The sequence below is a fragment of the Arthrobacter jinronghuae genome (assembly GCF_025244825.1).
Lineage (GTDB): Bacteria > Actinomycetota > Actinomycetes > Actinomycetales > Micrococcaceae > Arthrobacter_B > Arthrobacter_B jinronghuae.
Window position 1 is genome coordinate 1,055,560 of the sequence record NZ_CP104263.1, and the last position, 24,662, is coordinate 1,080,221.

At 60.2% G+C, this 24,662-nt stretch carries 24 protein-coding genes; 15 read left to right on the plus strand and 9 right to left on the minus strand.

Translation table 11 applies throughout. The annotated features are described in order from the left end of the window. Positions 1-990 precede the first annotated feature (990 nt). From N2K98_RS04830 to N2K98_RS04870, 9 genes are all read left to right on the plus strand, one after another. Positions 991-1,263: a glycosyltransferase gene (locus N2K98_RS04830; protein WP_255866213.1), complete on the plus strand. Its 273-nt coding sequence runs from the start codon at positions 991-993 to the stop codon at positions 1,261-1,263. 175 nt (positions 1,264-1,438) lie between these two features. Next, positions 1,439-2,209 (plus strand): glycosyltransferase, encoded by a 771-nt coding sequence (locus tag N2K98_RS04835; RefSeq protein WP_407080007.1) that lies wholly within the window; start codon positions 1,439-1,441, stop codon positions 2,207-2,209. A gap of 486 nt (positions 2,210-2,695) precedes the next feature. Beyond that, complete coding sequence (locus N2K98_RS04840; protein ID WP_255866214.1) at positions 2,696-3,742, plus strand: oligosaccharide flippase family protein; 1,047 nt, start codon at positions 2,696-2,698, stop codon at positions 3,740-3,742. Between the two features lie 25 nt (positions 3,743-3,767). After that, positions 3,768-4,667, plus strand: coding sequence for a glycosyltransferase family 2 protein (locus N2K98_RS04845; RefSeq protein ID WP_255866215.1), 900 nt, complete (start codon positions 3,768-3,770; stop codon positions 4,665-4,667). A 374-nt stretch (positions 4,668-5,041) separates the two neighbouring features. Beyond that, positions 5,042-5,833 carry a glycosyltransferase family 4 protein gene (locus N2K98_RS04850; protein WP_255866216.1) on the plus strand — a complete coding sequence of 264 codons (792 nt, stop codon included), beginning with the start codon at positions 5,042-5,044 and terminating at the stop codon, positions 5,831-5,833. Between the two features lie 284 nt (positions 5,834-6,117). After that, positions 6,118-7,293, plus strand: a complete 1,176-nt coding sequence (locus N2K98_RS04855) for an acyltransferase family protein (protein ID WP_255866217.1) — start codon at positions 6,118-6,120, stop codon at positions 7,291-7,293. 134 nt (positions 7,294-7,427) lie between these two features. Next, the gene (locus N2K98_RS04860) at positions 7,428-8,765 is read left to right on the plus strand and encodes a hypothetical protein (protein WP_255866218.1); all 1,338 of its coding nucleotides are present in this window, start codon (positions 7,428-7,430) and stop codon (positions 8,763-8,765) included. A gap of 709 nt (positions 8,766-9,474) precedes the next feature. Further along, on the plus strand, positions 9,475-10,461 hold the full coding sequence (locus tag N2K98_RS04865; RefSeq protein ID WP_255866219.1) for a polysaccharide pyruvyl transferase family protein: 987 nt from the start codon (positions 9,475-9,477) through the stop codon (positions 10,459-10,461). 567 nt (positions 10,462-11,028) lie between these two features. Further along, positions 11,029-11,217: a hypothetical protein gene (locus tag N2K98_RS04870; RefSeq protein WP_255866220.1), complete on the plus strand. Its 189-nt coding sequence runs from the start codon at positions 11,029-11,031 to the stop codon at positions 11,215-11,217. Between the two features lie 269 nt (positions 11,218-11,486). Here the strand turns inward: N2K98_RS04870 and N2K98_RS04875 are convergent, their stop codons facing one another. Then, positions 11,487-13,136 (minus strand): sensor histidine kinase, encoded by a 1,650-nt coding sequence (locus tag N2K98_RS04875; protein ID WP_255866221.1) that lies wholly within the window; start codon positions 13,134-13,136, stop codon positions 11,487-11,489. 157 nt (positions 13,137-13,293) lie between these two features. Here N2K98_RS04875 and N2K98_RS04880 point away from each other — a divergent pair, with 157 nt between their 5' ends. Next, the gene (locus tag N2K98_RS04880; RefSeq protein WP_255866222.1) at positions 13,294-14,106 is read left to right on the plus strand and encodes a response regulator transcription factor; all 813 of its coding nucleotides are present in this window, start codon (positions 13,294-13,296) and stop codon (positions 14,104-14,106) included. 7 nt (positions 14,107-14,113) lie between these two features. On the opposite strand, the gene N2K98_RS04885 is transcribed toward N2K98_RS04880, so the two are convergent. The 4 genes from N2K98_RS04885 to N2K98_RS04900 form a co-directional block, all read right to left on the minus strand. Beyond that, positions 14,114-15,718 (minus strand): sensor histidine kinase, encoded by a 1,605-nt coding sequence (locus N2K98_RS04885; RefSeq protein WP_255866223.1) that lies wholly within the window; start codon positions 15,716-15,718, stop codon positions 14,114-14,116. A 193-nt stretch (positions 15,719-15,911) separates the two neighbouring features. Beyond that, complete coding sequence (locus tag N2K98_RS04890; protein ID WP_255866224.1) at positions 15,912-16,406, minus strand: Hpt domain-containing protein; 495 nt, start codon at positions 16,404-16,406, stop codon at positions 15,912-15,914. Positions 16,407-16,567: 161 nt separating this feature from the next. Continuing rightward, positions 16,568-17,002 carry a VanZ family protein gene (locus N2K98_RS04895; RefSeq protein WP_255866225.1) on the minus strand — a complete coding sequence of 145 codons (435 nt, stop codon included), beginning with the start codon at positions 17,000-17,002 and terminating at the stop codon, positions 16,568-16,570. Further along, positions 16,999-17,577 carry an arsenate reductase/protein-tyrosine-phosphatase family protein gene (locus tag N2K98_RS04900; RefSeq protein ID WP_255798591.1) on the minus strand — a complete coding sequence of 193 codons (579 nt, stop codon included), beginning with the start codon at positions 17,575-17,577 and terminating at the stop codon, positions 16,999-17,001. The genes N2K98_RS04895 and N2K98_RS04900 overlap by 4 nt, the downstream gene beginning before the upstream one ends. Positions 17,578-17,790: 213 nt before the next feature. Here N2K98_RS04900 and N2K98_RS04905 point away from each other — a divergent pair, with 213 nt between their 5' ends. The 5 genes from N2K98_RS04905 to N2K98_RS04925 all read left to right on the plus strand — a co-directional run bounded on the left by N2K98_RS04905 (position 17,791) and on the right by N2K98_RS04925 (position 21,340). Further along, positions 17,791-18,378 (plus strand): alternate-type signal peptide domain-containing protein, encoded by a 588-nt coding sequence (locus N2K98_RS04905; RefSeq protein ID WP_255866226.1) that lies wholly within the window; start codon positions 17,791-17,793, stop codon positions 18,376-18,378. Between the two features lie 86 nt (positions 18,379-18,464). Further along, complete coding sequence (locus tag N2K98_RS04910) at positions 18,465-19,010, plus strand: hypothetical protein (RefSeq protein ID WP_255866227.1); 546 nt, start codon at positions 18,465-18,467, stop codon at positions 19,008-19,010. Positions 19,011-19,033: 23 nt separating this feature from the next. Further along, positions 19,034-19,792, plus strand: coding sequence for a signal peptidase I (locus N2K98_RS04915; RefSeq protein ID WP_255866228.1), 759 nt, complete (start codon positions 19,034-19,036; stop codon positions 19,790-19,792). Further along, positions 19,792-20,763 (plus strand): hypothetical protein, encoded by a 972-nt coding sequence (locus N2K98_RS04920; protein ID WP_255866229.1) that lies wholly within the window; start codon positions 19,792-19,794, stop codon positions 20,761-20,763. The genes N2K98_RS04915 and N2K98_RS04920 overlap by 1 nt, the downstream gene beginning before the upstream one ends. A gap of 100 nt (positions 20,764-20,863) precedes the next feature. Further along, on the plus strand, positions 20,864-21,340 hold the full coding sequence (locus N2K98_RS04925; RefSeq protein ID WP_255866230.1) for a hypothetical protein: 477 nt from the start codon (positions 20,864-20,866) through the stop codon (positions 21,338-21,340). Between the two features lie 3 nt (positions 21,341-21,343). On the opposite strand, the gene nhaA is transcribed toward N2K98_RS04925, so the two are convergent. The 4 genes from nhaA to N2K98_RS04945 all read right to left on the minus strand — a co-directional run bounded on the left by nhaA (position 21,344) and on the right by N2K98_RS04945 (position 24,432). Further along, the gene (nhaA, locus tag N2K98_RS04930; protein ID WP_255866231.1) at positions 21,344-22,711 is read right to left on the minus strand and encodes a Na+/H+ antiporter NhaA; all 1,368 of its coding nucleotides are present in this window, start codon (positions 22,709-22,711) and stop codon (positions 21,344-21,346) included. Between the two features lie 199 nt (positions 22,712-22,910). Beyond that, entirely contained in the window at positions 22,911-23,132 is a 222-nt protein-coding gene (locus N2K98_RS04935) for an SCO4848 family membrane protein (RefSeq protein WP_255866232.1), read from the minus strand. Positions 23,133-23,135: 3 nt separating this feature from the next. Next, on the minus strand, positions 23,136-23,639 hold the full coding sequence (locus tag N2K98_RS04940) for a DUF2505 domain-containing protein (protein WP_229952412.1): 504 nt from the start codon (positions 23,637-23,639) through the stop codon (positions 23,136-23,138). Between the two features lie 127 nt (positions 23,640-23,766). Continuing rightward, a complete protein-coding gene (locus N2K98_RS04945; protein ID WP_255866233.1) occupies positions 23,767-24,432 on the minus strand; it encodes a hypothetical protein in 666 nt (221 codons plus the stop codon). Positions 24,433-24,662: the final 230 nt, after the last annotated feature.

The following is a 24,662-nucleotide window of genomic DNA, read 5'->3' on the forward strand; positions in this document are numbered from 1 at the left end:
CCCAATCGTGCGGTGTGGCTCAGACGCTGCGAAGGCCGCAGAGTTAGCCGAGTAAAACCTATTCAGCCATATCCGTAATACCTGATGAGGCGTCGGCCTAATGGTACCGGCCATGTGGCTGAACAGCTAACGGTCAGCAACTACATGTCTTGACTCCAGTGAGGAAGAAAGGACATCTAAACAAGAAACCGACGGGCGGACCCAAGAAGATGAAATCGAGTAACCGGTTCGAACCACCCTTTGCGGGTATGCGGTTATAGCTGTGCTGATGCGATACCCCTCGCAGACTAGGGGTATATTGTAGGCCGGTAGAACAAACATGGATAAAGGGGTAGCTTGCGTAAGCGAAAACTGCTTATGGTCGCAGGAACCGGGGGACACCTGACGGAACTCATCAGGTTAGCTCCGCGATTTGGTGCCTCACCCGACTCGGTTTGGATAACGTTCGAGACGGAACAGAGCCGTTCAATGCTAAGGGGTAAGGAGACGCTCTATGTTCCGTACATCTCTCCGCGCGATTGGAAGGGTACGCTTCGGGCCTTCGGTGTTATAGCAAGATTCTTGCGGACTCACGAATTTGATGGTGTCTACAGCACAGGAGCCGCTGTAGCGCTGGCGGCGTTCCTGCAGCCCAAGCTCATAAGGACGCCGAAAACGTATGTGGAGAGTGTCTCCCGCACTATGGGGCCGTCGCTTACGGGGCGCATAGTGTCGTTCTTGCCGTCAGTGCGATTATTTACGCAGCACCGTGGGTGGGCCAGTAGACGCTGGGCCTATATGGAGAGTCTGCTCGCCCAATACGACACAAGATCGCCTGGATCAAGGGCTGGCGCTCCCAACAATTTGTTCGTCACATTGGGAACCATCGCGCCATATCGATTCGATGCCCTGATCGATGCCGTGGTGGAATCAGGCTGCGCTGGCCCCAGCACCGTTTGGCAGTTAGGTGCGACATCTCGGAAGGATCTCCCAGGGAAGGTCTACACACAAATGGCTGCTGATGAATTTATGAAAGCGGCAGAAGATGCGGACGTAGTCGTAACCCACGCAGGCGTAGGAACTGTTCTACAGCTTCTGGAACTGGGTAAATCGCCAGTAGTCGTGCCTAGAGAAAAAGCTCGGAGCGAGCATGTTGATGATCATCAGTCTCAAATATGCGATCTGCTGAGCGAGCGGGGCCTTGGGATAGTTACGAGCGCTCGGAACCTGTCGGCCGATCATCTAAAAAGAGCAATGAAACAACGAACGGAAGTCCATGAGTAACGATAATAGTGTCTTCATAAGTTGGACTAGAGGCAATCCTCGTACGAGGGACCTCGGACGCCGCTTAGCGTTGGATGTTGTATTCGTTCATCGTCAGGGGAATTTGTTCGGGCGCTACTTCAAGCAGGGGTATGCGACTTGGCGAACGCTACGTGCGAGGAAGCCCCAGGTCATAGTGATCATGCTTCCACCATTTCCGCTCCTGCTGATTGCCGCGCTCTACGCAAAACTGCATCGTTGCGCTCTAATCGCAGACATGCACACGGGTGCTTTCAACGATCCGCGCTGGAAGTGGAGTCTCCCACTGACGCTACGTCTCCTGCGAGGAAGGACAGCCGTGGTAACTAACTCCTTCCTGGCTAACCTGTGCGAAGACAAGGGAGTCCGCGCAGTCGTCTTGCACGACGTAATAGAGGTGTGCGGTGCGGGGGAACGCCACTTCCAGGGTAACGCCGTCCTGTGTCCTGTGAGCTACGCCAACGATGAGCCAATCGAGGAAATCATGGAGGCAGCGCGATTGACTCCCGAGCTTGAGTGGATATTGACTGGCAACGCCCCCAGAAATGTACAGATGTCTGCTCCGACTAACGTAACCTTCACCGGATTCGTATCAGACGATTCGTTCGTTCAGCGAATGGAGGAAGCCGGTGTGGTCTTGGCGCTGACTACCAGGCCACACACGATGCAAAGGGCAGGCTACGAAGCACTCTCATTTGGTGTGCCCCAAGTTACTTCAGATTTTCCCGTGCTCCGCGAGTTCCTTAGTGAAGCGGCATCCTATACCGACCTAACAGGAACGGAAATTGCGCGCTCGGTGAAAAACGTCTTGGAACGTAGGAGCGAAATCACCTCGGCGGTAGTTCGTATTCGAGAAGAGCGAATGGCAGAGCAGCAGAATCAGCTGAAGCGCCTTGCCGCGTCCATTGAAGATGGCTCGCGGATCTAAATAATGATCACACCGGGCCAGCGCGGGACAGCGCCAGCGAAGACGAGTCGCGCTTTAGGTGGTGTGTCTCTAAGCGTTTTAGCTGGTTCCGCGTCGCTTGTTGCTGGCATCGTTCTACTTCCGTTCATACTGCGCGAAGTAGGTGCTGGAAGCTATGGCGTATGGCTGGTGCTCTCTACTGTCGCCTCGTACCTCTATTACTCCGATATCGGGGTCGGCGCAGCGATAAGTCATTATGGTGCCCGGGCGCGAGGCGGGCGATCAGGGCCGGCACTTTCTAGCCTGCTGGCTTCGGGTCTGATTTGGTCTGCTGGTGCGTGCCTGATCGTATCCCCTTTATATCTCGCCTTTGCTTTTTGGTACGTGGGCACCTTGGGGGGATCCGTTGCAGTGGAGGATCAAGCTCCTCTCGCACTACTAAGTATGGGGCTATTGGTCCCTCTGTTGCTGCGACCGTTTGGCTCCGCCCTTGTGGGCGCTGGCTTTTTGACGATCGATAGGCGCAACCAGGTAGTAGGAGTGATAGCTAGGGTTATCGGGACATCGATTGCGCTCACCACTGAAGCAGGGATACTCGGAATCGCGATTGCGGAGCTTGTAGCACTGCTTATACCGTCACTACTCTCGATTGTCTCTCTTTATTTACGTAGGATCGTGAAGTTCAAAAGGGCTGACCTATCTATCTCTACCTTGCGTCTTATGCTTGGATTTAGTTACCGCTCTTTCGGTGTCAACCTAATAGGGGCACTCACCCTTCAATCCGGGACGGTTGTCGTGGGCCTTGTGGGTTCATCGGCTGATGTGACCTACTACAATGCCGCTTTCAGAATCTACAGCGGCGTGCGTCAGCTTTTGACCTGGACAGTGGATCCGTTTAGGCCGGCACTCAGTCGGATATTCGGGAAAGATAACGCCGACGCGACTCCCGTCCTTATGTCCATCCTTTTGGTCAGCCTAGGGGCGGGTAGCGCGGCATCTTGTTTCCTCGCCATATCTGCGCCGGACTTGGTGGAGTTATGGCTCGGCGGAACGGTTCCAACGGACGTCGTATCTTTGGCTTCCCAAGTATTGCTAATTGGTCTGCTGATCAACATGATTCACATACCTCTGGCGCCAGCAACAGACGCGGCAGGAAAGCCTGGCACGTTGATTTGGGGCCAGATGCTGTGGCTCGTCCTTTGCGTGGGAATTAGCTTTCCGCTTGCGGCACACTTTGGAATTGTTGGAGTAGCCCTTGCTCTCAGTCTTCCATTAGTGCTCGTGGAGCCTCTGATGCTATTCCTTGCCATGAGCGTCCTCGACATAAGGATGTCGAGTTGGCTGCGCTTGGTTGCCACGCCCGTATTGGCAATAGTTGGCTGTTCTCTCGCACTAACGGCTCTAGTTGGAGTTTTAATAGAGAGGTTCAATCTGGAGTATTACTGGCTAATACTTGGGCTGGGATTCGGCCTATGTGTCCTGGTCGCGACGGCCGCACTGGATCGAACTTATGGTCTTCGAAAATCGATCAGTGCACTTAATATCGACCTATGACAATGGAAGCCGAGGCAATAGCCAGATGAAAAATGTTCATGTATTCATTGTGAACTATAACAGTGTGGACTTGCTCAAAACATGTCTCGAGTCTTTGCGACACGAGCCAGTAGAGAGCATCCACGTTATCGACAACTACTCCAGTCCTTCAGAGCGCGAGGCTGTGGTAGTGCTACCCTCAGTTTTCCCTCGGGTGCACGTTGCTTTGCGCGACTCTAATGTCGGTTTTGGTCCAGCCTTGAACCACGCGATCGAAAATTCCGAAGTGCGGGATGACGACATTGTCTGGATATTAAATCCGGACACGAACGTGTCGCCGGGCACAGTAGCTGCCATGACGGAATTCATGCAGGAGGGGTATGACATTGTTTCTCCGGTAATTTTGACGGGGGATCCCGCTACTCCCAGAGTTTGGTTCGCTGGGGGCGTCTTGGATAGGCGGCAGGTGCGCACGGTCCATGCTGGACTCGGCAGCTTCTGGGGCACCACGGCTACCCAGTCCAAAGAGCATTCGGTGAACACGTTCATCACAGGCGCCGCAATGATGATGCAGGTTGACACGTGGAAAAAAGTGGGCGGATTCCGTGAGGGGTTTTTCTTGTACTGGGAAGACGCAGAGCTCAGCGAGAAAGCCGTTCGAATGGGCTTTAGGCTGGGTGTAGCTACCTCCGCCCACATATGGCATGCCGTGGGAGGATCCGGCTCGAGCTCCGGAATGAGCGGCACCTATTACTACTACATGCAGCGAAACCGACTTTGGTTTGGTCGGCAATGGCAGAGTCGCTTAGCCATATTATTGGGTCCTGGCCTGCGTGAAACACTGGCGTTAACCTTGCGCCCGTTGAAGGAGAAGGAAGGCCGGGTGTCTAAAACGCTATCTTCCTTCAGGGGATTGATGGACGGAGCAATTAGGGCTCCACTCTGAATGGGACGCGCGGACATGACCGAACCGAATTGAGTAGTAGAAACTGCGCCGCCGCGTTTAGGCACTTTGGACGACACCTTGCAGGCATTTAGAAGAACGGACCCAAGTAGCGAGTGAGTACGCAACCAAGGCTAAAGAAACTGGGCGTTATATTTCCTGATGGCCTCGACTCTAACGAATGGGCTGGAGATCATAGGCTGGGCCATGTACCCGACAGATGGCCCTATGGTTTGCATCGACTCAGTGAAGCCGCCGAGCAAACAGAGGCCCTACACGCGCGTCCGCTTGGATTGCGAGACAAGGTGACCCTGGCCTCTAGACTACTCAGGCCCAAAGGACTTCCCAGCAAGGTAGTAAGCGGCCTCGATGTCGGTGTGGCATGGGACGAATATAGTGCAGTCAAAATGGTGGCTCAGTATCCCGCAAAGGCGATGTTCTCGGGGGTAATATGGGCAACAGATACTTGGCTGTCAAAAGAGCAAAGCCTGCGCAGTATAGCTACCATGCATGTGCTCCCACTTCTTGCCGGATTGTGGTGCCTTAGCCGCCCCCAGGTGGACGCAACGCGTCGAATAACCAAGGGGCGAGTTCCAATAGATTTCTTACCGTTCGGGATCGATCACGAGTTCTTTAGTTACGCGGAACAGCCAGAGCGTGCGCGGATTCTGAGCCTTGGTGTAGATCGGGACCGCGACCCTGAAACACTATTTGCAGCACTGGAACTGGTTCGGCAGGTAAATCCAAAAGTCGAGATTATGATCCAGACTGACCACAAAGGAGCATTGCCAGCGGGTGTAACCAGATTTGAACGCGTCCCGCATGCCGCGCTTCGGGACTTATATCGCACCGCAAGCGTAGTCCTCGTGCCAACACGACCAAACATGCACGCTTCTGGTATGACAGTTGCCTTAGAGGCTGCTGCTACAGGCAGGCCGGTGGTCGCTTGTAGCACTCCAGGAATGGAGGACTACGTGGTCCACGGTGAAACAGGACTACTGGTACGACCGCAGGATCCAGAGGCAATGGCGCGGGCAACCCTTGAAATCCTGAGTGACAAGGAATGCGCTCGGGAATTCGGAATTCGGGCCCGCGAACATGTTGAGCGAGAACATACTACCGAACTCATGGCGAGGGAGTTAGGACAGATTATTGCCAAAAGGGTATAGGGGAGTTTGCGCATGTTATTTTGGCCACACAGGCCGTTTCAGATGCCCGCCTAGAGGAATCCCATATGTGCCGAGATCGTTTGAGAGTGTGTACCGTCCGTGCAAACCGTGAGATGGCCCATCCGGCCTCGTTGGCCTTGCCTTAATTGACCTGCCAGCCGCTGTGCTAATGGCGCTGATATATCGCTAGCGACACTGCCGCTCCCCAGGAAGATTTCACCCAGCGGTGACACCGCCTGTTGCCGGAAACAGGAAGGCTGCGTTCCGTCCGCTAGAGTGCCATCATGACGCATTCTCGGGGGCTCGACGTAAGGCCGGGCAGGATTCACTCACTGGACGGACTCCGAGGCCTAGCAGCCACTGTAGTGCTTCTACATCATGCTTTACTCGTTTTCCCATCCCTGGCAGCCCCATACTTTAACGGGGAGACCACGAGATGGAGTGCTGCGTGGTGGTTCGTGAATACTCCAATGCACCTCTTCTGGGAGGGCACAGCTGCCGTGTACGTATTCTTCATCCTCAGCGGTGTCGTCTTGGCTGTACCCGTGTACGCGGCTTCCGGAACCTTCGACTGGAAGGCCTTTTATCCTCAGCGGCTGCTTCGTCTCTACGTGCCAGTCTGGGGCGCCGTTCTTTTTGCTGTAGGCACTTTCTTGATCGTGCCGCGGAACCCCTTGATGGAGAGTGCTTGGCTCCAAGCCATGCCCTCCCAGATAACTCCTGACCGCGTGTTCAAAGACCTCACCCTCATCATGGGGAACGGATGGCTCGCAAGCCCGCTGTGGTCCCTCCGGTGGGAGATCCTGTTCTCTGTTCTTTTACCTCTTTTCATATGGGCCGCATACCTGGTGCGCCGGCACACATTCCTCGCCATCGGGGGGTGCTTGGTGGTCATTGGGATTGGTGGCTTCGTAAACCAGGATGTCCTTCGCTTCATGCCTATGTTTGCGATAGGAGTTCTCCTTCTGCCTATAGTGAGCTCCCCGCGAGAGGCGACACGTGCGTTGGCTTCGCAACCGCGGCATGCTGGCTGGATTAGCACTCTCGCACTCGGGTTGCTTCTAATGATCCTCCCGTGGCTTGCACCTATTTTGAAAACTAGTTCAGCCGGAGCCGGGCTTCTCATCGGACTGGCAGCCGGTGGTTCCTCGCTCGTCGTTATTTGCGCGGCAACCTATCCGCCGGTCAAGCGGTTCCTGACGTACCCTCTATTGCTATGGCTCGGACGGATTTCATTCAGTCTCTACCTGGTGCATGAGCCCATAGTCATCACCACAGCCCATCTGTTTGGTCCAGGCAATGAGTACATCGCGGTGCCCGTCGGCATTATGGCCTCTCTGGCCGTTGCTGCGTTGTTCTTCCGATTCGTGGAGCAGCCTAGCTACAAGCTCGCGAAAGCGTCAGTGCGGGTACTTAGCCGGAGCACTAAGACGTTCGGCAGTACCCGCTCCACTGCTTAACTTCTTACTGAGCCTCAAAGCCACTAGCGGCGGCAATAGCGACAGCCGGCTTCGGTTCCGCGGATATACTGACCGGAAGGGGACGATCCGTAGGGGAGTGCGTGGGAAAAGATAATATGTGGCGTCTATTGACTGTGAGCGTTGCAATGCTGACGGTGATTCTCGCGGTAATGATTGTCCGAGCACCTGCGCTACCTTTGCTGCTAGTGGGTGCAGTTGTAGCTATATTAGTTTTCGGTGGGCGCCCGAGGCTTTCACTGGTTATTTGGATGGTTGCGGTCGCGTTTATCCCACACTGGGTTGGAATAAACCTAATCGGCTACATACCTATCGTTTCGGTGATCAGTGCGGCAATACTCGCTGCCAACCTGTTCAACGGCCAGTGGAAGAGCGGTAAGGGAGACCTTCCCATTCTTTTGTTGATCGTTATTGGGCTCATCGCGGTCGCCATTGGGAACTCGAGCCAAGGTGTTTGGTTCTCCATGATTTCACAGTGGTTACTCGCCTATCTGGTTGGCAAGGCCATCGTGTCCGCTGCCGGAATCGGATTTTCCGTGAAGACCGTTGCGGCAGTATTTGGCTTGGTCGGTGTGCTATCCGTCGTTGAGTTTGCGTTTTCTTGGCATCCCTTCGTTGAGCTCGTGACGCCTATCCCGTCCTATGAGACGTGGGCGCCAATCCAGGTTCGTGGAGGGTTGGATCGCAGCGAGTGGTCTATGGGGCATTCGATTGCTTTGGGTGGAGTTCTTTCTGCTGCGGTTCCGTTTGCCCTTCGCTCTTCTCTGGGGAAGCTCTCGAAGCCTTTACTTCTCATAGCGATATTCGCAGGGATTGCCTGCACGTTCAGCCGGGCTGCCATTATTTCCGCGGTGCTGACCCTAGCGCTCTCGCTTCTCTTTATGCGAGGCGTCAAGCCAGCGTTGCGGTTCATGCTCCTAATAGTTATCGGCGCTGCTGGCTTTGTCGGCCTCATGATTCTCGTCCCGATCTTCGAACTGGCTAGCTTGGAAACTGCCGGGAGCAGCAGCTACCGGTTGCGCATGTTCGTTGAATTGATCCCAGAGCTCTCGGCGCTGGGCCGGTCCGATGTAGCATCCGTTGGTGCCGATGGGACCGTTTACTACGGCACGTTCCAATCCATCGACAGTGCGTTCCTCGCCGTGGCGCTCGGGTTCGGGTGGATTGCGGCGCTAGTAATGCTAGTGCCCTTCGTCATAATGAGTATTCGCACAGTTAGGCGAACTGCAACAACAGGTGAGATCGCACTGGTCGGCCAACTTCCTATGCTCTTTACGGTTGCCCTAATTACCCAGTATCAGTTGGTCCTATGGTTCTTTGTCGGGATCGCGGTGGCAGAATTCAGAGTTCGGGCTAAGGCCGTTGATGGCGCTTCCAAAGACAGCAGCGGCTATCGGGCCAGGCTAGGCGTCACATACGCCAGTCCTGTGAGGGCCAGAGCGATCACGCGTTAGCAAGCCTGGAGGGGAGCTTCATCAGCGCTGCTAAATCCACGGCTGTCTCGGCTAAACTTCGCGGGGCAAAGTCAGGTGTAGCCCTCCTCACTGGGACGGCTATAGGGCGTATTCTGTCTGGAACTCCCCGCACGGAATACGCCCTAGGCAAGACTTCGTTTGGCTAAGAATTGGCTAGAGCCCCGGATCATGAGTGATTTGGAAAACCATGCTGGAACCGACAGATCCACACAACGATATCCTGCATCAGGAATGGGCTACGAAAGAAGCGACAACGGGAGGCTTGCCCCGATGGGAGGGCGCTGCTGCTGGCTACGGAGCCGCAGCCGGGCTGCCACGTCGGACGTTCTTGGGAGATACGGGGGGGGGGGCTTGTACGGCACTAACTGCGTCGGACTGGTTGCTGCCTTATCGGAGGTAGCCCGGTTTAAAGGCCATATACAGACATGGCCCCCATGATTGCCCAGCTATCTCCTGTCGCCCCGCTACAGAATTGGCGATTGTCATGGTCGTCTTACCGTTACCGCTGCCTTTGCCTCTGATGACGCAGTACCGCCTGGGACAGTGCTGAGCTTTTGTTTTTTGTCGGTTTGGTGCAGGTCCATGAGAAGGTAAGCGGGATACTGAGTGGTGCACGCAACGTAGTACTTTCAGCGCCCGACTGACGCTTGTGTTGCTCACAGCGAAGCGCACGATCTAAGATATCCCCATGGGCCTTCAGGAAATTCAGGATACGACGCTAAATATACTGTCCACCTACCTACGCCCTGGCGAACGTGTCGCGCTGGTTGACTTTCCCAATCATGGCAATTCCGGTGATTCCCTTATCTACTTGGGGGAGTTGATGTACTTGTCTCGACTGGGTGTGCACTTGGATTATGTTGCCGATGCTTCCAGATATACCGTTGACGATCTCCGCAGGCGGGTCCCTGTAGGTCCGATATTGATCAATGGAGGCGGTAATTTCGGGGACCGCTGGAGCGTTATGCAGGAAATGCGTGAGCGAGTCATAGCAGATTTCCCGGATCGCCGGATTATCCAGCTCCCTCAAAGTATTGAATTCAGTGCCGGCCCCGCTCTGGAGCAAGCGCAGTCCATTCTTGGTAGGCACAGTAAATTGACTCTATTAATCCGAGATCATAGTGGTGTGCGACGGGCCAAAGAGCTATTTCCTTCAGCTACGGTCGAGTTCTGTCCAGACATGGCGTTCGGCTATGGAAGTATCGCTACGAAACGTGTTGCCCGGCATGAGGTCATGGTACTCAAGAGGCGAGACTCGGAATCAGTTGAACCAGACATCTTCGTTGACCCTGATCAGCGTGAGGAAGACTGGGGACTTACTGGGTGGCGTAAAGTACTCGGAGCCGCCCTTAGGGCACCAGGAGCCTTCATGAAGAGGGTGCCGGTGTTGGCTAATTTTCTGTACCCGATTCAACGCAGGTGTTACGACGCACTGGCTCGGCTTCATGTCCTGAATGCCATCAGGCTTCTGGCGACCGGGCGAGTAGTCGTTACGGATCGACTCCACGCAGCGGTTATTTCCGGACTGATGGGGAAGCCCGTGGTGGCATTGAATAATGCCAACGGAAAAATCGGAGCGATATATTCCGATTACCTGTCCGAGATCCCCAGCGTTCACTATGTTGCCGGTATTGACGAAGCTAAGATAGCTGTACGGAAACTCTTGGCCCAGTAGTCCCAAATGGCTCCGGCGAGCACGAAGAGGTAGCCCCCCGGATGGACGACTGTGTGATCGTTCCTGACGCGGTGCACCAAGCGCAGTCGCTTAGGCACGGCAGGTGCAACGCTAAAAGCCTCGACCGGGTCAAACGAAGCTTTCACGATCCAAATAATTTTTGGGTTGAGTCGCGCCGCTATACGTCACAGCCGGCGGAAGACCACGCCAGGTTTTAGCCAGGGGGAGTCGATGGGACCATGCGCATTTTTTAACCAGCGTAAATTGATCGTCATCGCAGCATAGGTACCGCAAGTGTTTTGACTATAGTTTTGGGGTCTCGCTTTGTCGTTAGCTGACATTGGATGACGTCGGGGAGGGGTTGCTCGTTCGAGGGACAGCCCTTTCGCCACGCGTGATGCTGCTAGCTGGAACATCGCCAATAACCGTCGAGCCTGCCCCGATTATAGCGTTCTCACCTACGGTGAACGGCTGTTCCCGTCTGGGTATGATCTGTACTCCGGACCCGATGGTTACGTTGTTGCCGATGTGACTCATACCTTTGACGGTGCCAGCTATGGTTACACCGTGCGCGATACTTACATTGTCGCCGATGGCGATGTTCGGGTGGATAACTACACCAAGTCCGCGATGCCAAAGCGAAACGTTCTCTCCCAGCTCAATTTCATAAGGAAGGACGGCGCGAAAAATAAAGTAATTAAAGGTCTTCAGGAGTTTCGCTGGAATTACCCAACCACGCCGGTAGCAGAGGGTTGACAGTTTCCAGAAAAGCTCAGGTTTCATACTGATAGCGTAGTCCAAACGGACCGCATGTGCTGACGGGTGCCGGACCGTGAATCTCTAGGGGTGGTCGTGTCAAGAAAGTCGTGCCGCTAATATAGGCTGACGGAAACTTGGATGTCGGGAGGCGCACGAAGGGGATTGGATTTGCGACTTTCGTCCTGAGTTCTACGAACCGCGCCGCAAATCAGTTGTCGCTTATCGAGCAAATGATGGCCCGCATCCCGGGTTGCAGGTCTGTCTTATCAGTCTTGTCTTGATCTTCGGGTCTCCAGCTGGATTTCGACCCGGAACGTGCTACCGGCCCCCAGCTCCGAGCTGAAAGAAATCCGGCCGCCGTGGGCCTCCACTATCGATTTGGTGATCACCAGGCCTAAGCCGACCCCGGGAATGGCGGCCTTCTTGACCTGGCCGGTGCGGAAGAACTTGGTGAACACGTCCCGCTGGTCCGCCTCGCTCATGCCGATACCGGTGTCCTCCACCTCCAAAACCAGGTTCCCGTCCTCCTTCCGGGAGCGGACGGTGACCTTGCCGCCGTCGGGGGAGTACTTGATGGCGTTGGAGAGCAGGTTGTCCAGTACCTGCGAGATCCGGTCCGGATCCACCGAGGCACGCAGCTCCGCTTCGCAGTCGCAGTCCAGGTCCACACCGATGGCGGTGGCGCGGGGCCGGGCGGAGTCCAGAGCAACGCGCACCAGTTCGGCGACATCGGTTTCGGAGCGCTGCAGGTGCATGGTTCCGGAGGCCGTGGTCAGCAGATCCGCCACCAGCAGCAGCAACCGCTCCGCGTTGCGCTGCGCCACCTCCAGGGCGTTCACGAGGTGCCCGGGAAGACGGGAGGTCTCTTCGTCGTCGACCACAAGGTCGAGGTAGCCAATGATCGAGGTCAGCGGGGTCCGCAGTTCGTGGGAGACACTGGAGACAAAGTCCTCCCGGGCGTTGAGTGCATTGACCATCTCCGTGACATCGCTGTAGGCCAGCACAGACCCGGCGAATTCTCCCTGTTCGTGCATGGCGCGGGCACAGACGGCGAGGGCGCGCTGCCGTTCCCCGGTTCCGACCCAGACAATGACGTCCGAAAATGATTCCTCGCGCATAGCCCGCTGCGAAGGCCTTTCCGCCGCAGATACGGGGGTGATCTGGTCCAGACCGTAAATCCGGGCGTCGCTGCCCGTGTCAGCTCCATCGGTGAGGCCGGCCAACGCATGGTTGATCCGCTGGCGGCTGTTCATCAGGATGGTCCGGCCTTCCGCGTCAACCGCCATCACGCCCACATCGACCGTTTCCAGCACGGCGTCCAGCAGCTGTGAGCGGCGGTGCGTTTCCCCCAGGCTGGCCTGCAGCTCGGACTCGATCGCCACAAGCCGTTTCTGCTGGGCCGTAGTATCCGATTCCATCGTCGAGATCACTACGCCGATACCCAGCATGACGAACGGGATCAGAAGGGGGGCCAGCAACTCGTCCAGGGCGGGGATGCCGCCTACCTGCGTGAACAGCGGAGCCCATAGCAGCAGTGTGGTGCAGACGTAACCGAGTATCCACGCCCTGCGCGGTGCCGCACCAGACCAGGCCATCCAGAAAACGGGGAAGACTGCGAGGAAACTCAGCCCGATCACCGAGTCGCGGCCCTCGTAATAGAGACCGCCCACAACGGCGAAGTCCAGCACGGGAATACACCAGTAAGCCAACGGTGAATACCGTTCCCACGGGACCACCACGCATGCCGCTGTCAAAGCGGCAAGAAGCACCGTCGCAAATCGAAAGCCGAGGCTGTCCAATACGGCCGGAGCCACCGCCGCAGTAATCACCAGCGCCACAACAACGGCAATCAGCAGCGGCAGTTGACTCACCAGCAGCCTCCGGCGAAGACTCAGTTCGTTGAACTGCAGTTTCATACCCGTCAGGGTGGCCACTTGGGCTTTGAGACTGGACATAAAAACGGAACCCCCGGATTCCCATAGTGGTACGTCAGATTATAGGGGGGAAGCTGTAAGATACCGGGTAAGGGGAGCGGGGAATCAGAAGGTCTCGCAGGACAGGAAAAAATAGAACATGGAAATTCAACGTGTAGCCGTCATTATTGAGGACGATGCCGATATTCGCGATCTTCTTAACGCGGTTCTGCAGCAGTCAGGTTTTAAGGTTTATACCGCTCCGAACGGCTCCGAAGGAGTTGAAGCGGTTCGGCTGCACAATCCGACAGTGGTCACGTTGGATCTGGGCCTTCCGGACATTGACGGGTTTGAGGTGATCCGGCAGCTGCGGCAGTTCAGCGATGCCTACATTGTGATGCTCACTGCCCGTGCCGAAGAGCTTGACACCCTCATGGGGCTTGAAGCAGGCGCGGATGATTACATCACCAAGCCCTTCCGGCCCCGGGAACTGCGGGCCCGGATTTCAGCCATGCTCCGCCGTCCCCGCGGGGAGTCTGCTGGCGACGCCGAGACGCCCGTTTCCATTGATGCTTCTTCATCCAGCGGCCAGGGAACCGGAGCCCCCGCGGTGCAGGCCGCGGCCCCGGCCCCCGCAGCTGCCGCAGGCACGCTTGCCCACAACGGTCTGACCCTGAACCCGGGTACGCGCACCACTGAAATCCACGGCAAGGGCGTAGAGCTCACCCGCACCGAGTTCGACCTGCTGCAGGCCCTCCTGGAGGGCGGCCGCCTGGTGCGAACCAAGACGGACCTGGTCCGGCGGCTGCGGGGCGAGGAATACGACACCGGATCCTTCATCAGTGACGCGGATGAGCGGACCGTGGAAGTGCACGTGGGTAACCTGCGCCGCAAACTAGGGGACGATTCGAAGGCTCCGCGCTGGCTCGAAACCGTACGCGGCGTCGGCTACCGTCTGGCTCCGCAGGCCTGATCCGCCGCTAAACGCCCGCCGGCACGCCCGCGGGGAGTTCGACGGTAAAGCTGGTGCCGCGGCCCAGTGTGCTCTCCACCCGGATACTGCCCCCGTGCGCCTCGGCGATGTCCTTGCTGATGGCCATGCCGAGCCCGACGCCGGGGATGCCCGCCTGCCGAACGGTGCCGGTGCGGAAGAATTTCTCGAAGACATCATGCACGTCATCCGCGGACATACCCATGCCGGTATCTGCCACCCGGAACACCGCACGGTCCCCTTCGCGCCACGCGCTGACCGTGACCGTGCCGCCGTCGGGGGAGTATTTGACGGCGTTGGAAAGCAGGTTGTCCAGGACCTGCGCAATACGGTGCGGGTCCGCGAACATCGGCAGCTCTGCCGGGGCATCGTTGACCAGGTCGACGCCGGCCTCCCTGGCCCTGGTCCCCGCAGCGCGGAGGCTGGTGCGGATGATCTCTGCCAGGCACATGGGCCGGGATTCCAGCTGGACCGTGCCCGAGGCTGCGGTGAGCAGGTCCGACACCAGGCGGAGCAGCCGCTCGCTGTTGCGCAGCGCCACCCGCAGTGAGCCTGGAATGGAGCCCTGCAAACCGGTCTCTTCTGCCTCGTCCAGCGCCAGATCCAGGTAACCCATGATCGACGTCAGCGGGGTGCGCAGTTCGTGCGAGACGCTGGCCACGAAGTCGTCCTTTGCAGCCAGCGCACCAACCATGGCCGTGACATCCGCGAAAACAATCACCGCACCGTTGAAGCCGCCGTCGTCGTTGCGCAGCACGGCCCCGGAGACGTTCATGGCCATCTGGCTGCCGGGCGGGCCCAGCCACAGCTGTAGGTCGCTGAAGTCTGCGCCGCGCAGGGCGCGGGCAACGGGACGCTGTTCGAGGGGTACGGGAGTGGTGCGGTCAACTGTGTAGAGGAACAGATCGCGTTCATGCGGGTGGACCGTGCCCGGGGGCAGCGCCCGTTCCTGCAGCATGCGCTGGCGGCGGTTCATATGCCGTGGCACGCCGTCCTCGTCCACCAGGAGGACACCGACGTTGATGGCGTTCAGCACCCCGTCGAGTTGCCGGGATTGCCGCTTGCTCTCCGCCAGCGCGGCCTCGAGCAGCCGGTCCTTGTTCTCCAGCGTCTCGCGCTGGGAACGGATGTCTTCGCGCAGCACGGACACGGTGATCGCGACGCCCAGGCTCACCAGTGGAACGAGCAGAGGGGCGCTGAGATCCGCGCCGCTGACCGGACCGGACATGCCGAGGATGAACGGGTGCCATACGGACAGCAGGGGGCAGAAGAAGCTCAGGTACCGGGCGGCCGGCGGCGAGACGCGGGACCAGGACATCCAGAACACGGGGAAAACGTGGAGCAGGCTCAGCCCGGTAAGAATGCCGGCACTGCCGTGCTGGAGTTGGGCGATAGCCACGAAGTCAAGCAGCGGGATGATCCAGTAGGACGGATACCAGAACCGGTTCCAGGGAAGAGCAATGCACACGGCGGTGACAACGGCCAGCGTAACTAGGCCAGCAACGAATTCCCGCCGCTGGAAGACCTCCGGCAATTGCCAGGCGGCAACGGCGCAGATCAGCGCCACAACGACGACGAGCGGCGCCTGGCTCACGGCGGTCCGGTACCGCAGCGGAAGTTCATGGAATTGGGACGAAATGCCGAATAATTTCAGCGTCGACTGCGACAACCGCGACACGCGTTACCCCCTCGTAAAACACAACAGGGTCTAACGATACCGGGGGTATGTCGCCTCCGTGACCGCGCTCACGGTGGAGCGCCGGCGGCCGGGATGGGAAGGCCGGGACTTATGCCGCGGAAAAGAGGTCTGACTCGTTCAAATAGGCCATGGTTTCGGCACCGCAGGCGCGGACAGCAGTCACCATTTCGTCGAGTCCACGCACATCGCGGCGTGCTACGAGGTCCTGTGCCGCGGCGCCCAGGGCGGATAGCCGTTCGGCCCCGGCCATGTGGCTGGAAATCTTGATGCTGAGGACCACATCCATGGCGGCGTCGAAGTCCCGGCCCTGCACCGCCTGGTGAAGGCGGGTGAACCGGCCTTCCCACATGGAAGTGAAGTTGGAGACGAACCGGCGGCAGGATTCCACGCCGACCTGGTCGCTGAGTTCCCGCAGCCTGTCCATGGAGATCAGCCGCGCCTCGAGTTCTTCCTGAGGCGTCATCAGCTGGCGCTCCGGCGGTGACGGGCAGCGGCGTTCTGCGTCCGCGGACCTGCCTGTGCAGCGGAGGGCGGGCTCGTTGGCCATACCGGTGGGGGCTGCGGGGGAGTGGGAGACAAACAAAATATCCTTCGGTGTGGGGTCGCCGTCGGGCGTTGGGAGCCTGATGGAAGCCAGCCGAATACTCCCGGCTGATGTCCCACGGTCTCACCCGAACCTCAGGAAAAGTTGCCTGCAACGCTCAAGATCGAGGCAATATTGGAGGCCTGATTGCAGGCATGGCGTTAATCGTCTTTCCGGCTGCGGGCGGCGTAGACCACCAACGTGCCGAGCGCCACGCCCAGGGAATTGGCGATGACGTCGTAGACCGTGGCGTAGCGCGCCGGCAGGAACACATGCTGCCCGGCTTCGATGGCGCAGGAGGCGGCCATGCCGACGACGGCGGCCAGCCAGGCGAAACGTGCCGTGAGGTACGCAGCGGCCAGGACGCCGAAGGGAACAAACAGGACCACGTTCGCGACGGACTCCACGAGGGCGTAGTTGACCCAGACGGGCACGCCGTGGCTGTGCAGGGCCGTCAGGACGGCGCGGAGGGTGCCGGCCGATCCGGCGTCCACCGGGGAGGGCCAGAACGCGATGAACCCCACCGCCCCTATATAGAGGAGGAAGAGCCCGGCCAGCAGCCGCCGTCGTCGTCTATCCCGGATGACCAGGTTCACCGGTAGCGGCGCTCCCAGGCGAGCAGCTCATCCACGGCCGGGGTGAGCTCGCGGACCATCTGCTGGTAGACGGCGTCGCTGCGGCGGTACGGGTCCACCACGTCATCTTCTTCCGGTCCCGCCGGGTGCGCGCTGCGCAACCGCAGCGCCCGGGACATGGCTGCCTGCCAGCGCTCGGCGGCGGGGGCGTCGGGATCGGCGTCCACCAGGGGGAGCAGGCGGGCCAGCTCGCGCAGCGTGAAGGTGCGCCGCAGCAATCCCGGCGCCAGTTCCACCACCTTGCTCCGGTGCCCCCGGGTCAGGGCCAGCACCAGGTCCTGGCCCTGGAGGATCTCCGCAGTGAGCTGGCGTGAGGTGAACCCTGAGGAGTCGCCGCCGAAGATATTCACGAACCCGGCCACGTGCGGCTCGATGCCCGAGCCCACCAGTGCGCCGGTGCCGGCACTGGTGATTTCGAATTCGCCGGGGGCCAGGCTGTCCAGGCCGGCCTGGAGCAGACGCTCGGCCATGGGGGAGCGGCAGATATTGCCGGTGCAGACGGTCAGGATGCGGAACGGGGCAGTGGTGGTTCTCATGTCCTCAAGCTTCGAATAGGGCTGGTTCCCGGGCCGGAGCCGGCCGGATGCGCTGGTTTTGAGGTTACCTTGTGTGGCGCTTGAGCTTTGCCGGAATGTTTCACGAACCCTGTGTTTGGGCGGCGTTGTTTCTTGAGGAGCGGGCGGCAAAGTAATACCCAGCGGCAAGGAAAACCTTCCAAAGCCAAAACGGGTTACACGGAACAAGGGGACATGATGAACAAGATGACCAAGGGCGCACTGGCAATCGGTATCGGCTCGGCAATGCTGCTCGGCGGCGGCGGCACCCTGGCCGTCTGGAACCAGACGGAGAATGTCAACGCCGGCCAGATCGCAGCCGGTGACCTGGAACTGATCACGAAGCCCGGTGTCTGGACCAACGCCTACGGCACTAAGGTGGACCTGGATCCGACCAATGGAATTGCTGACTACAAGGTGGTCCCGGGCGATGTCCTGACCTACAGCCAGACCATGGACGTGAAGCTCACAGGTGATCTGATGCAGGCCAAGCTGTCCATCCAGGGCCTTCCCACCAGCACCTTCGTGGCGCAGAACGTCACCATCGATAACGTGGTGGTTCAGGATGCCAGCGGTAATGACGTCAAGGACGCCATCCTGAAGTCGAGCAACGCTGTGCAGAAGATCACCGCCTCCGCTAAGTTCACCTTCAAGCAGGACACTGATCTGCGCAGCAGCACCAACGCGCTGGCCGACTTCGCGAAGGTCTCCTACAAGCTGGATCAGCAGGCGCTGCCGGCTCCCACCGCCACCCCGGCCGCTACTCCCGCCGCCGGCAAGTAACACCGGCTATCGCCACCTTGTTCTAACCCCTGGCTGTGCGCGGCGCGCACGCTCCGCGCACAGCCTGTTCCCCCTGAAGGCGGATCATGAAGAGCACACTGAAGGCAGCAGGGTTGATCCTCGCCGCCGTGGTGCTCGGTCTGATGACCGTCCAGGGAACCTACGCCTTATGGAATACCGCAGCTCCCTCGAACGCCGGCACCATTCAGGCAGCCGACTTCAACATCCTGGTCAACGGGAGCCCGATGACACCCGGACCCCTGACGCTCAACGTAGGTGACGTGGCCAAGGGCCAGCCAAGATATCAGTCCGTCACCGTTGAGAACGCAGTAAACGTCACCGAGAGTTCGCCGCTTCGCCTCCAGGCCAGTCTGGTTGGACTGGGTCCGGTCAAAGGCTTTGACGGATACCTGACGGTGACGGCAGCAACGGTCCCTATTGCAACCGCCTGCGACCTCGTCGCCGCGACCCAGTACACCGCAACTCCACCGGCACCCGTCCTTGCCAAGGACGCGCCGCAGAAGATCTGCCTGAAGGCGGACCTTAACCCCAACACTCCCATCGCCTATCTGGGGCGGACCATCGCCAGCACAATCACCCTCACCGTCGCGCAGACGGCGCCGGTCAAGTAATCCACAATGGACAGGAAGAAACCATGAGCGGTCGCAGGAAAGCAGCAGCCTCAGCCAGCCCCCTGGGCTTCCTCGGTGCCGGCCTGAGCTACCTGGCCCTCTGCCTGGCCGCTTTGGCCGCCCTCGTCTTGGTGGTGGTACCCCTACTTACCGGATCGCAGACCTACAGTGTCCTGACCAGCTCCATGGCCCCCAAGTACGCGCCCGGCACCTTCCTGGTGGTCAAGCCCGTGCCGTTCGAAGAACTCCGGGTAGGCGACATCATCACCTACCAGATCGAGTCCGGCAGCCCCGCTGTCATCACGCACCGCATCACCGCCATTAGCGCAGCGCAGAGCGGCGAACTGGAGTTCATCACCAAGGGCGACAACAACGACGTCGAAGACGAGCTGCCCGTCCGCGAGCTCCAGGTACGCGGCAAGCTCTTCTACGCGGTGCCGTTTGTGGGCTTCGTGGCCAACGCGCTTGGCAACTCGGACCGTGGAGCGGCAGCCCAGTGGGGCGCCGTTGCGCTGATGGGTTACGGTGTCATCTCCCTGGTCCGCGGCTCACTTGCCAAGCGGCGCGAGAACGGTTCCCAGGACGATTCCCTGGACCCGTCCCGGAACGGCGACGGCCCGGGAGAGGGCGGCTACGGCGATGACGCCGAGTCCACGGGCGACGACCACCCCGAGTACGCCGATCCGCTGGAATACGACGATCCCATCCTCACCGACTGCGACTGTGACACTCCCGCCAAGCACCGGCACTCGATGAGTTACCGCACGCCCGCAGGCGTTTGATGAAAAAACCAACCAAGGGGGCCCGGCAGCTGCTCGGAGCATCCGCCGTGCTCACGCTGGCCGGCACCGTATCCCTCGCTGGTGCCCCGAGCGCCGGGGCAGCTGATAACTACCTTGAATTCAGTGCAGACGGCAACCGTTACAGTCCCACCCTGCAAGGGCCGCTGTTCGACGAATCCGTAACCTACATTCCCGGAACCGGGCAGGCCGCTACGGTCTGGATCCGGAACAACAGCGCCGATCCGGCCCGGTTGAGTACCGCTGCGGTCATGGTGCGATCTGATCCCGAGCTGAACGGGTACCTCGGCCTCGCCGCGGGGCCGAATTCATCTCTTTCCGGACGGATGGTGCTCGGAAGCTCCGGTAGCTGCCTGGACGTACCCGCCACCTGGAACCTGGGCGGAGGGGAAGAGGTTGCGCTGACCTTCGCCGTCGACATGTCCCTTGACGCCCCCAACGCCACGCGAAACCGAGAAGCCGAATTCGACCTGCTCTTCTACCTCGAGTCGACGGAGGCCGGACTTGGTGCCCGGCCGGCGTGCGACGTTCTCAACGGCGGAACGGATGGCGACGGACCGGGCAACAGCGGACCCGGCGGAGAGAACGGAACCGTGAACGGCGGATCCGGCACAGGCGGAAACAAAGAACGTCCCCAGGCAGGCGGCGCCCGCTCGGATGCCGGCGGGGCGGCCCCGGCACCGGGCTCACTGGTTGCCCTGCCCGGCAGCAGCACATCTCCCGGCGGTCCGCAGGCCGTCCCGGCGGGAGCGGTAACGGACCGTCCTGCCGTTCGGACTCCGAACGGCACGGATTCGCCGGGCCGGACTGCAGAGCCCCAGGTCTTGGACGCCCGGGTCCAGAGCACGGTGGAACCGGTGATCCGGTCTCTGTCCGGTACGCTCCTGATAGCAATGTCGGTGGCGTTCACTGCGGCCGTGGTTCTTCGGGTCTGGAGTAGAAGATATGTGTGACAAGCAGTTGGGGGCTGCTCCTGAGGCGGGAACAGAACCGGCGAAGGGTCCGGGCTGGTTCGCTCGTCTGCGCGCCCAGCGGGGCTTCAAGACTGCTGCTGTGGCCTTCGTCCTGACCGTGATCCTGGGCGTGGGCGGACCTGCCGCGTATGCCTATTGGAGTGCCTCGACAAATCTCTCGATCTCCGGCAAGACGGTACGGCCACCGCTGCCGGCGCTGAAGGGTGATGTGCGGTGCAGCCAGCCGTTAACTGTCAGCGTTGTTCGTATTGTTTTTTCGCCCGCGGAAGCGCTTCCGGCGGACGTGAGCGTAGTGGCCACTGTGGCTGTTACAGGCAAGACGCCGCGGTCCTATGTCATCCCCAATAACGGAGTTTTGGTGCTGAAGGACCTGCCGGGCCTCGCCGATTCTCTCTCCTGGGGCGACCGAATGAGCATTTCCGTCACAACAGCTTACGTTGACGGGGCGCCGGGCAACCTTCCCGCAGCGGTTGATGAAACGAAGGTGCTGGCAAGAGCCGCGCAGACCCCTGGGCCCGCTAACGCTTATTACCTCGCCTCGTTCTTCTGCAGCTAACCCCTAACGCCCCTCCCCGTCCTGATAGACATCGGGAATGCCGTCCTGGTCATCGTCGCGCCGGTCCTCCGCCTCGATCAGGCGGTAGCGCCGGTTCCGAGCCGTCAGCAGGGCTGAAGCCAGCAGGGCCGACAACACCGAGGCCACGAGGATGCCGACCTTCGCGTCGTCGTTGTGCAGCGAACCGACCTCGAAGCTCAGGTCATTGACCAGCAGGGAAACGGTGAAGCCGATCCCGCCCAGAATGCCGATTCCTGCCAGATCAATCCAGCGCACATCCGCGTCAAGCTTTGCGCGCGTGCCTGTGGTCACGGCCCAGGTGGTGAACAGGATACCGATGGGCTTACCGACAACGAGGCCCAGGATGATTCCGATCGCCACCGGGTCCGTAACCGCAGCACCCATGCCGCTCCAGCCGCCCAGGGCCACGCCGGCGGAAAAGAACGCGAATACCGGAACTGCAAAGCCCGTGGAGACAGGCCGGAAACGGTGCTCAAAGATTTCGGAGAGGCCGGGGGCGTCCGGGTTGGCGGGCAGTTTCTGCCGGTCCGGGCCGCGGCGCAGCACCGGAACCGCAAAGCCCAGCAGCACCCCCGCCACGGTGGCGTGGACGCCGGAGGCATGCATCAGCGCCCAAACGGCGATACCAAGGGGCAGCAGGATCACCCAGGCGGCCCAGCCGCGGGTGCCGAAGAAGCGCGGGACACGCTGGACCAGCAACGTGAACGCGGCCAGCGGCAGCAGCATCCACAGCAGGTAGCCCGGGTGCACGTCTTCGGAGTAGAAGAAGGCAATGATGGCGATGGCGATGAGGTCATCCACCACGGCGAGGGTCAGCAGGAAGATGCGCAGCGCGCTGGGCAGGTGCGAACTGATGACCGCCAGGACGGCCAGGGCGAAGGCAATATCGGTGGCGGTGGGGATGGCCCAGCCGCGCAGGCCGTCCGAACCGGCAATAAGGTTGACGGCTACGTAGACCAGGGCGGGGACAATGACGCCGCCCACCGCGGCCGCGATGGGTACGATCGCCTGCTTCAGGTCCCTCAGGTCACCGGCAATGAATTCCTTCTTCAGCTCCAGGCCGACCAGGAAGAAGAAGATGGCCAGCAGCCCGTCGGCCGCCCAGGCGCCGATGCTCAGCTTGAGGTGCCACGGCTCGTAACCGAATTCAAAGTCACGCACGGCGAAGTAAGTGTCTGCAGCCGGAGAGTTCGCCCAAATAAGGGCAGCCACCGTAGCGATCAGCAGCAGAATGCCGCCCACGGTTTCCTTGCGGAGAATCTCGCTGATGCGAAGCGTTTCGCCGTAGCTGCCCCTGCTCAGAACAGTGCGTGCGCCGCTGGGCTTGGGGGAGGAGGGATCAGAGGCCATGAAGGATTCCTATCAAATTCGGGTACGGCAAAGTTATTGCCGACCAGACTTCCCGGCGCACCGTGTACCAGTCTAACTGCATCGGGTTGGCCGTGTGTGATGCAGGCCCTACCGGCAGCAGGTGGTTCCGCCAGCAGACAGTTCGCGGCAGCAAAACGCCCCGGCAGGAAACTGCCGGGGCGTGCGTCACCAGGGGTGTTCAGCCGATCAGGCCGCGGACACCGATAACGAGGGTGGCCAGTCCGAAGACCATGGCCGTGCTGATCTTCATGAGATTCGTGGTCATGTACCGGGTGGGCGCACCCTTGTCGTCCCGAGCCTCCGGGGACTTCAGGACGTCCCGCAGGTAGGGCGGCCAGACGATGAGGGACCAGAGGCCGGCAATCACCAGGACCAGTGCGAGGGGAGTGGAGAGGACCATGGGTTAGCTCTTCCGGCTTTCAATCCACTTGCCGGCCTGGCCTGCCTGGATCGTGAGGGCCTTGCCGATCATCGGTTCGGCGGCTTTGGCGATCTTGTCGCCCAGGAACGGAATGCTGGAGGCCACCTTGCCGTCAACATCGACGCGGGTGCCCTCGGGGGTGCTGACCAGCCGCTGCACGGCGTTGACCTTCAGCGGCACCCCGCCCACGGACAGTTCCACGGCAGCTTCACGGGATCCGTCGGCAGCCGGTGCGGCCCACTGCTCTTTCTGGGTCACGGTCAGGGTGGCACCCACAAACTTCTTCGCCATGTCCGGCAACCGGTCCGTGGGCATCGTCCGCACAGCGGTGAGGACAAATGCCCCGGCGGTGTCACCGTCCACGGAAGCGGAAACCAGGGATCCGCCCACGTGCTCGCTCATGCTGCGCAGGAACCCCTCGTCGGCGAACGTGTCCGTCACGGTCCGTACGTCGTAGGGCAGGATAGTTGATGCGTTCAGGGCCATAGGTCCTCCGTAAGGTGAGCGGTATTGCCGGATTCCGCGGGCTCGTACAGCCCGCCGGCCAGCCAACCCTCATCCTAAACCGCACGCACAGCTGCCCCGAAACCGGGGCCGGGGAGTCCCGGACGGGTCAGGGCACCAGATTGATGCAACCTACCGGGTCTCCCGCCGCCCCGCCCTGCCCCGCATCGAGGATGAGGAGGGACTCGGCGTCGTCGTCCGGCAGCGTCCACTGAACCGTGGTGCTCGCGGTGGCGTTGCCCGCCGCGTCGGTAGTGAAGTCCAGGGCGAGGCCGCCGGAGCCGCTCTCGTACTCCGCGCCGGAGTCCGCTGGATCTGCTCCGCAGCCGTCCTCATGCAGCCGGGCGATGTAGGTGGTGTTGGCAGCGAAGCTCTGCGCCTGGAGCTGCACAGTGGTGTCCTCCTGGCTTTCCTCCACGCTGACAATGGCGACGGAGTCATCCGGGATCAGGGCAGTGCTGTAGGTGGTCGCGACGGCGTCGTCGCAGTACGGGCCGAAGGTCCCCTCGATGATCCCGCCCGGCGTCGGGGACGCAGTGAATTTTCCGCAGCGATCGGGGTTGGCAGTGATGCCGGGAACGCCGGCGGCCTGGCAGTTTTCTCCGCTGGCGTTCGGGGAACCTGTGCCGCAGGGCGAAGGGCCGGAAGACGAAGCTGACGAAGTGGAACCTTCGGGATCGTTGTAGCCGTCGCCGTCGGGGTTGCCCGCGCAGCCGGTGAAGGCCAGCGCGAATACCGCGCATCCCGTGGCCAGAAGGGTCGCATTGCGTGCCATGGGGCAATCCTTACGTTGTCGAAAGGCGAATCCGGCGAATGGGAGACAGCCGTCTTCGGGTGGCCCGTGCTTTTCCAGCGTGGCAGGCGCCCCGGGGAAAATCCAGATCCAGCGGCGCTGCGGGCGGGCGTAACGGCTTCCCGGCTTTCGTATGTTTTCCGCTCTCAGCGCGAGCGCCGGACCGCTGTCCCGGCAGCAGGTAATGTGGAAGAAAACCCCGGGGTTCCGTT